The 8,206-nt window shown below is 67.3% G+C and carries 8 protein-coding genes; 4 read left to right on the forward strand and 4 right to left on the reverse strand.

Annotated features, from left to right (window positions below; translation table 11 throughout):
- Positions 1-14 precede the first annotated feature (14 nt).
- Positions 15-1,181, reverse strand: a complete 1,167-nt coding sequence (locus tag ACFDTC_RS15560) for a pyridoxal phosphate-dependent aminotransferase (protein WP_375259802.1) — start codon at positions 1,179-1,181, stop codon at positions 15-17.
- Between the two features lie 204 nt (positions 1,182-1,385).
- Here ACFDTC_RS15560 and rimP point away from each other — a divergent pair, with 204 nt between their 5' ends.
- The 4 genes from rimP to infB are packed head-to-tail and all read left to right on the forward strand — an operon-like array spanning position 1,386 to position 6,714.
- Positions 1,386-1,952 carry a ribosome maturation factor RimP gene (gene rimP, locus ACFDTC_RS15565; RefSeq protein WP_375259803.1) on the forward strand — a complete coding sequence of 189 codons (567 nt, stop codon included), beginning with the start codon at positions 1,386-1,388 and terminating at the stop codon, positions 1,950-1,952.
- A gap of 5 nt (positions 1,953-1,957) precedes the next feature.
- Positions 1,958-3,583, forward strand: a complete 1,626-nt coding sequence (gene nusA, locus ACFDTC_RS15570) for a transcription termination factor NusA (RefSeq protein ID WP_375259804.1) — start codon at positions 1,958-1,960, stop codon at positions 3,581-3,583.
- 1 nt (position 3,584) lies between these two features.
- On the forward strand, positions 3,585-4,220 hold the full coding sequence (locus ACFDTC_RS15575; protein ID WP_375259809.1) for an RNA-binding protein: 636 nt from the start codon (positions 3,585-3,587) through the stop codon (positions 4,218-4,220).
- A 4-nt stretch (positions 4,221-4,224) separates the two neighbouring features.
- Positions 4,225-6,714, forward strand: coding sequence for a translation initiation factor IF-2 (infB, locus tag ACFDTC_RS15580; RefSeq protein WP_375259805.1), 2,490 nt, complete (start codon positions 4,225-4,227; stop codon positions 6,712-6,714).
- Between the two features lie 113 nt (positions 6,715-6,827).
- Here the strand turns inward: infB and ACFDTC_RS15585 are convergent, their stop codons facing one another.
- The 3 genes from ACFDTC_RS15585 to ACFDTC_RS15595 all read right to left on the reverse strand — a co-directional run.
- Positions 6,828-6,950 carry a hypothetical protein gene (locus ACFDTC_RS15585; RefSeq protein ID WP_375259806.1) on the reverse strand — a complete coding sequence of 41 codons (123 nt, stop codon included), beginning with the start codon at positions 6,948-6,950 and terminating at the stop codon, positions 6,828-6,830.
- A 137-nt stretch (positions 6,951-7,087) separates the two neighbouring features.
- Positions 7,088-7,486 carry a (deoxy)nucleoside triphosphate pyrophosphohydrolase gene (locus tag ACFDTC_RS15590; RefSeq protein WP_375259807.1) on the reverse strand — a complete coding sequence of 133 codons (399 nt, stop codon included), beginning with the start codon at positions 7,484-7,486 and terminating at the stop codon, positions 7,088-7,090.
- Positions 7,487-7,489: 3 nt separating this feature from the next.
- Positions 7,490-8,206 (reverse strand): bifunctional ornithine acetyltransferase/N-acetylglutamate synthase (locus ACFDTC_RS15595; protein WP_375259808.1); only part of this gene is annotated, 717 nt, incomplete at its 5' end.

Genomic DNA, 8,206 nt, shown 5'->3' on the forward strand with positions numbered 1-8,206 from the left:
CGGAAAATCAAGAATTACCGCTGCAGCACCTCGGCGATTTTCCCGATCGCGCGTTCGATGTCATCCTGCGAGGCGGCGGCCGACAGGCGGACGAAGCCTTCGCCCGCGGCGCCGAATGCCGTGCCGGCGATGGTCGCCACGCCCGCCCGTTCCAGGAAGCGGTCCTGCGCCTCGGCCGACGTCATGCCGGTGCCCTCGATGTTCGGAAACAGGTAGAAGGCGCCCGCGGGCTGCGCGCACCGAATGCCGGGCAGGGCGTTCAGCGCGTCGCAGGCGGCGCTTGCCCGCCGCTCGAACGCGGCTCGCATCTCGGCTACCGCGTCCTGCGGGCCGGTGAGCGCGGCGATCCCGGCATGCTGCGCGCTGGCGTTGACGCAGGAATGGTCGTTGATGCACAGCCGCGTGACAGGATCGACGCAAGGTTCGGGCCAGACCGCGTAGCCCAGCCGCCAGCCGGTCATGGCGTAGGTCTTGGACCAGCCGTCCAGCATGATCACCCGATCGGCAATCTCGGGGTATTGCAGCAAGGACACGTGGTCGCGCCCGCCGTGCAGCATCTGGCTGTAGATCTCGTCGGACAGGATCACGACCTCGGGATGATCGGCGAGGCCGGCGACCAGCTTGTCGATCTCGGCGCGCGGGGTGACGCCGCCGGTCGGGTTGCCGGGCGAATTCAGGATCAGCAGCCGCGTGGCGGGCGTGATCTTCGACAGCACGTCCTCGGCGGAAAAGGCGAAGCCCGTCGACTCGGGCAGGGCGTAGGGGACCGCGGTCGCGCCAGTGAATTCGATGGCCGAGCGGTAGATGGGAAAGCCGGGATCGGGATAGACGATCTCGGCGCCCGGCTCTCCGAACAGCAGCATGGCATAGAACATCGTCGGTTTGCCGCCGGGCACGACGATCACACGGCCGGGATCGACCGTGACGCCGTGGCGGCGGTGCAGGTCTTCGGCGACCGCTTCGCGCAGCGCGGGCAGGCCGCCGGCGGGGGTATAGCCGTGGTGCCCGTCGCGCAGCGCCTTCGCCCCGGCCTCGACGATGTGCGGCGGCGTCGGGAAATCGGGCTGGCCAATCCCGAGGTTGATGATGTCGCGGCCCAGCGCCTGCAGGCGGCCGGCGCGGGCCAGCACGGTGAACGCGGATTCGGTGCCGAGCCGGGAAATGGATTGCGCGAATTTCATGGTGTCCCCTCCGTTTGACGCCTTATCCGGCCTGCCGTGACGCGTGTCCACCTTCGGGCTTGCGCTTTGGCGGGGGCGGGCGTATATGCCCCTCAACAGCGGCGCGCCGCGGGTCCAAACCCGGCGCCCACCGGATGACGATCGGCGGGCCGCGTGGCCCGCTTTTTTGTTTCCGACGCCTGCATCGACGAAAGGCGAACCCGAATGACCGACCTGATCGCCAAGACGACCATGGACAAGCGCCTGGCCGAGATCGTGACCCCCGTGATCGAGGACATGGGCTTCGAACTGGTGCGCCTGCGCCTGATGGGCGGCCAGACGCCCACCCTGCAGATCATGGCCGAACGCCCCGACGGCACGATCGAGGTGGACGATTGCGCCGAAATCTCGACCGCGGTGTCGGCGGTGCTGGACGTCGAGGACCCGCTGGTGGACGCCTACACGCTCGAAGTCTCCAGCCCCGGCATCGACCGCCCGCTGACCCGGCTGAAGGACTTCGACACCTACGAGGGCTTCGATGCCAAGCTCGAGACGCACGAGATGATCGACGGCCGCAAACGGTTCCGCGGCATCCTGGCGGGCACCGAGGACGGCGACGTTCTGGTGAACCTCGACGAGGGCACCATTGGCCTGCAATTCGACTGGCTGGCGGATGCCAAGCTGGTCATGACCGACGAGCTGGTGCGCGAGATGCTGCGCGCGCGCAAGGCCGCCGAGGTCGAAGACGGAAAGTATGACGAGATCGAGGCCGACGGCCCCCAGGAGGAGTGACGGACATGGCAATCACCTCTGCCAACCAGCTTGAACTGTTGCAGACCGCCGAGGCGGTGGCGCGAGAGAAGATGATCGACCCCGTGCTGGTGGTCGAGGCGATGGAGGAATCCCTCGCCCGTGCGGCCAAGTCCCGCTACGGGTCCGAGATGGACATCCGCGTCAAGATCGACCGCAAGACCGGTCGCGCGCAGTTCACCCGCGTCCGCACCGTGGTCGAGGACGACGAGCTGGAGAACTACCAGGCCGAGCTGACCGTCGAGCAGGCCAGGCAGTACATGGCCGAGCCCAAGGTCGGCGACACCTACGTGGAAGAGGTTCCCCCGGTCGAGCTGGGCCGGATCGCCGCGCAGTCGGCCAAGCAGGTGATCCTGCAGAAGGTCCGCGAGGCCGAGCGCGACCGCCAGTACGAGGAATTCAAGGACCGCGCCGGCACGATCATCAACGGTGTCGTCAAGCGCGAGGAATACGGCAACGTCATCGTCGACGTGGGCGCCGGCGAGGCGATCCTGCGCCGCAACGAGAAGATCGGCCGCGAGGCGTACCGCCCCGGCGACCGCATCCGCTGCTACGTCAAGGACGTGCGCCGCGAGGCCCGCGGCCCGCAGATCTTCCTGTCGCGCACCGCGCCGGAATTCATGGCCGAGCTGTTCAAGATGGAAGTGCCCGAGATCTACGATGGCATCATCGAGATCAAGGCCGTGGCCCGCGACCCGGGCAGCCGCGCCAAGATCGGCGTGATCTCGTACGACGGCTCGATCGACCCGGTCGGCGCCTGCGTCGGCATGCGCGGCAGCCGCGTCCAGGCGGTCGTGAACGAGCTTCAGGGCGAGAAGATCGACATCATCCCGTGGAACGAGGACCTGCCCACGTTCCTCGTGAACGCGCTGCAGCCCGCCGAGGTCAGCAAGGTGGTTCTCGACGAGGACGCCGAGAGGATCGAGGTCGTGGTGCCGGACGAGCAGCTGAGCCTCGCCATCGGCCGGCGCGGCCAGAACGTGCGCCTCGCGTCGCAGCTGACCGGCCTCGACATCGACATCATGACCGAGGAAGAGGAAAGCCAGCGCCGCCAGAAGGAATTCGAAGAGCGCACCAAGCTGTTCATGGACACGCTGGACCTCGACGAATTCTTCGCCCAGCTGCTGGTCTCCGAGGGCTTCACCACGCTCGAGGAAGTGGCCTATGTCGACCAGGACGAGCTTCTGGTGATCGACGGTGTCGACGAGGACACCGCCAACGAACTGCAGGCCCGCGCCACGGATGTGCTCGAGGCACAGGCGCGCGAAGCGCTGGCCCGCGCCCGCGAACTGGGCGCCGAGGACAGCCTGATCGAGTTCGAGGGCCTGACCCCGCAGATGGTCGAGGCGCTGGCCAAGGACGGCATCAAGACGCTCGAGGACTTCGCGACCTGCGCCGACTGGGAGCTGGCCGGCGGCTGGACCACCGTGGACGGTCAGCGTCACAAGGACGAAGGCCTGCTGGAGCCCTTCGAGGTCAGCCTCGACGAGGCGCAGACCATGGTCATGACCGCGCGCGTCCTGCTGGGTTGGGTCGACCCGACCGAGCTTGAGGAAGACGACGGCGAGGACGACGAGGTCGACGGCGAAGAGACCGAGGAAACGGAGGCCTGACCTGACACGCGGCGGCAAGGACAAGGATCGGTCCGAGGGACCCGAGCGCAAATGCATCGCCACCGGCACGGTGGCGCCGCAATCCGCGCTCGTGCGGTTCGTCGAGGCGCCCGATGGCGGCATTGTGCCGGACGTGGCTGGAAAACTGCCGGGCCGGGGCATATATGTTGTTCCTGACCGGGCGGCGCTGGAACGCGCGGCCGGCAAGGGATTGTTCGCACGGGCGCTCAAGCGCCCGGCGAAGGCGCCCGACGACCTGCCCGACCTTGTCGAGCGGTTGCTCGTGCGCCGGGTCGTCGACCTGATCAGCCTCGCCCGCAAGTCGGGCTGCGCCGTGACCGGGTACGAGAAGGTGAAGGACTGGCTTCAGAAGGAAGAGGCCCGCGTCCTGATCCAGGCCGAGGACGGGTCGACCCGCGGCAAGTCGAAGCTCAGCACGCCCTATGGCGGCGACTACATCGGCTGGCTCACGGCGGAAGAGCTCGGGTTGGCGTTCGGGCGACAATCTGTAATACACGCCGCGCTTGGCGCTGGCGGTTTGGCGCGTCGTGTTGTAGAGGACGCGCAACGGCTGAAAGGTGTACGTGTCGGGCGTTCCGATGCGGATCGCGGCGGTAGCGACCGTCGGAAAGGATGAAGACTTGAGCGATAACGACGGGAAGAAAACATTGGGTTTGCGCGGTGGGGCCCGCTCGGGCAACGTGAAGCAGAGCTTCAGCCACGGGCGCACCAAGAACGTCGTGGTGGAAACCAAGCGCAAGCGCGTCGTCGTGCCCAAGCCGGCCGCCGGCGCGGGCAAGCCGTCCGGCACGTCGGGCGGCGGCGGTGCCGTTGGCAGCCACACCAAGCGTCCCGCGGGCATTTCCGACGCCGAGATGGATCGCCGTCTCAAGGCGTTGCAGGCCGCCAAGGCGCGTGAGCACGAGGATGCCGCCCGGCGCGAGGCCGAGGAGAAGGCGCGCGCCGAAGAACGCGAGCGCATGCGTGCCGAAAAGGAACAGAAAGAGCGCGAGCAGCGCGAGGCCGAGGAGCGTCTTCGGCAAAAGGCCGAGGAAGAGGCCCGCGCGGCCGAGCAGGCCGCCGCGGATGCCCGCAAGGCCGACGCTCCGCCCGCCGCGCCCCAGGATGGGCCGGCCCGCGGCAAGACCAAGGAAACTCCGCGCAAGGCCGCGCCCGAGCGCGACCGCGACGACCGTCGCGGCGCCGGCAAGGCCAAGGAAGACGGCGGCAATCGCCGGTCCGGCAAGCTGACGCTGAACCAGGCGCTGTCGGGCGAAGGCGGCCGTCAGAAGTCCATGGCCGCGATGAAGCGCAAGCAGGAGCGTCAGCGCCAGAAGGCCATGGGCGGCAACCAGCCGCGCGAGAAGGTCGTGCGCGACGTCCAGCTGCCCGAGGCGATCATGGTCTCGGAACTGGCCAACCGCATGGCGGAACGAGTCGGCGACGTGGTCAAGGCGCTCATGCAGAACGGCATGATGGTCACGCAGAACCAGTCGATCGACGCCGACACAGCCGAGCTGATCATCGAGGAATTCGGCCACCGCGTCGTGCGTGTGTCCGCCGCCGACGTCGAGGACGTGATCAAGGAGGTCGCGGACAAGCCCGAGGATCTCAAGCCGCGTCCGCCGGTCATCACGATCATGGGCCACGTCGACCACGGCAAGACCTCGCTTCTGGACGCGATCCGCAAGACCAAGGTCACCGCGGGCGAGGCCGGCGGCATCACGCAGCACATCGGTGCGTACCAAGTGAAGTCGAAGGACGGCGCGACGCTGTCGTTCCTCGACACGCCCGGCCACGCCGCGTTCACGTCGATGCGCTCGCGCGGGGCGCAGGTCACGGACATCGTGGTGCTGGTCGTCGCCGCGGACGACGCGGTGATGCCGCAGACGATCGAGGCGATCAACCACGCCAAGGCGGCCAAGGTGCCGATGATCGTGGCGATCAACAAGGTCGACAAGCCGTCGGCAAACCCGACCAAGGTGCGTACGGACCTGCTCCAGCACGAAGTGGTCGTCGAGGAGATGTCCGGCGACGTGCAGGACGTCGAGGTGTCGGCCACCACCGGCCAAGGCCTCGAGGAGCTGCTGGAAGCCATCGCGCTGCAGGCCGAGATCCTGGAGCTGAAGGCCAACCCCGATCGCGCCGCCGAAGGCGCCGTGATCGAGGCGCAGCTGGACGTGGGCCGTGGTCCCGTCGCGACCGTTCTTGTTCAGAACGGCACGCTGCGTCGCGGCGACATCTTCGTCGTGGGCGAGCAGTACGGCAAGGTCCGCGCGCTGATCAACGACCAGGGCGACCGCGTCGACGAAGCCGGCCCGTCCGTGCCCGTCGAAGTTCTGGGCCTCAACGGCACGCCCGAGGCCGGCGACGTCCTGAACGTCGTCGCGACCGAGGCGCAGGCCCGCGAGATCGCCGAGTACCGCGCCAACCTCGCCAAGGAAAAGCGTGCGGCCGCCGGTGCGGGTACCACGCTCGACCAGCTGCTGGCGAAAGCCAAGGAAGACGAAAACGTCAAGGAACTGCCGATCGTCGTGAAGGCGGACGTGCAGGGCTCGACCGAGGCGATCGTTCAGGCGATGGAGAAGATCGGCAACGACGAGGTGCGCGTGCGCGTGATCCATCACGGCGTGGGCGCAATCACCGAGACCGATGTCGGCCTCGCCGAGGCGTCGGGCTGCCCGGTGATCGGCTTCAACGTGCGGGCCAACGCGCCGGCGCGGAACTCGGCCAACCAGAAGGGGGTCGAGATTCGCTACTACTCGGTCATCTACGACCTGGTGGACGACGTGAAGGCGGCTGCGTCCGGCCTGCTGTCGGCCGAGGTGCGCGAGAAGTTCATCGGCTACGCCGAGATCCGCGAAGTCTTCAAGGTGACCGGCGTCGGCAAGGTTGCCGGCTGTCTGGTGACCGAGGGCGTGGCGCGGCGGTCCGCCGGCGTCCGCCTGCTGCGCGACGACGTGGTGATCCACGAGGGCACGCTGAAGACGCTGAAGCGCTTCAAGGACGAAGTGTCCGAGGTTCAGTCGGGTCAGGAATGCGGCATGGCGTTCGAGAACTACGACGACATCCGCCAAGGCGACGTCATCGAGATCTTCGAGCGGGAAGAGGTCGAGCGCAAGCTTGACTGATCCCGCCCGGGGCGGATCGTCGTCAGGACGCGAAGTCAGGACATGAAAAAAAGCGCCTCCTGCTGGCAGGAGGCGCTTTCGTTTTTCCCGGTTCTCTGTGTCTTGCGGTCTGCTCAGACCGGCTGGCCAGTGAAAAGCCGCTGGCCGACCCGGATGATGAGGCGCCCGTCGGGCAGGGTCTTCTCTAGGAAACCCTGGACCGAGATCGCCCGTCCGATCATGATCGTCTTAAGCATGTGTCATTCCCCTGTTCGTCTCGCACTCTCTCCTCACGTGTCACAGTATATTCGCAAAACGCGTAAAGAAAAGGTTACCGCCGCTCAGGATCGGTCAAATTTCGGGCATTACGTGCACGGCAGGACACAAATTTGCGTCACAGCCAGTCGCGCAGGATCGGGATGAGGGGAAGGTCTGCGGGCGGCATCGGGTAGTCGCGCAGGGCGTTCGGGCGGACCCAGGCCAGCTTCTGCCCCTCGCGCGGTTGCGGCACGCCTTCCCACTTGCGACACGCGAAGAGCGGCATCAGCAGGTGGAAATTGTCGTAGCCGTGCGAGGCGAAGGTCAGCGGTGCCAGGCAGGATTGCCATGTGCCGATGCCCAGCTCCTCGTGCAACTCACGGACCAGCGCGGCCTCGGGCGTCTCGTCCGGCTCGACCTTGCCGCCGGGAAATTCCCAAAGGCCGGCCATGGACTTGCCTTCGGGTCGCTGCGCCAGAAGCACGCGGCCATCGCGGTCGATGAGCGCGACGGCCGAAACCAGAACGACCTTCATGCCTCAGGACCGGTAGTCGGCGTTGATCGAGATGTAGCCGTGCGTCAGATCGCAGGTCCAGACGGTGGCGCGGCCCTCACCCAGGCCGATGTCGACGGCGATTTCGATCTCGGGGCGCTTCATGTGCGCGGCCCCGTCCTCTTCCCGGTATTCGGGCGAGACCCAGCCGTTTTTCGCCACCAGCGTGTCGCCGAAGCGGATGGTCAGCGTGTCGCGGTCGGCTGCGGCGCCGGACTTGCCCACGGCCATGACGATTCGGCCCCAGTTCGGGTCTTCGCCGGCGATGGCGGTCTTGACCAGCGGCGAGTTCGCGATCGCCATCGCGTGCTGCCGGGCGTCGGCATCGGATGCGGCACCGGTGACGCTGATCGTAACGAACTTCGTCGCGCCTTCGCCATCGCGCACGACCTGGTGGGCTAGGTCCAGCATCACGCCCTCGAGCGCATCGGCGAACGCGGTCGAGCCGGTGACATCGACGCCCGACTGCCCGGTCGCGCCGATCAGCAGCGTGTCCGAGGTCGAGGTGTCGCTGTCGACGGTGATGCAGTTGAACGTGCGGTCGTTGATCTCGCTCACCAGCGCCTGCAGGTCGGCGCGCGCGATCTTCGCGTCGGTGAAGATGTAGACCAGCATCGTCGCCATGTCGGGCGCGATCATGCCCGACCCCTTGGCGATCCCGGCGATCTTCACCGGCCCGTCGGACGTGTCGATCGTGGCCGA

It is taken from the genome of Citreimonas sp. (assembly GCF_042096055.1).
Taxonomy (GTDB): Bacteria; Pseudomonadota; Alphaproteobacteria; order Rhodobacterales; family Rhodobacteraceae; genus Citreimonas.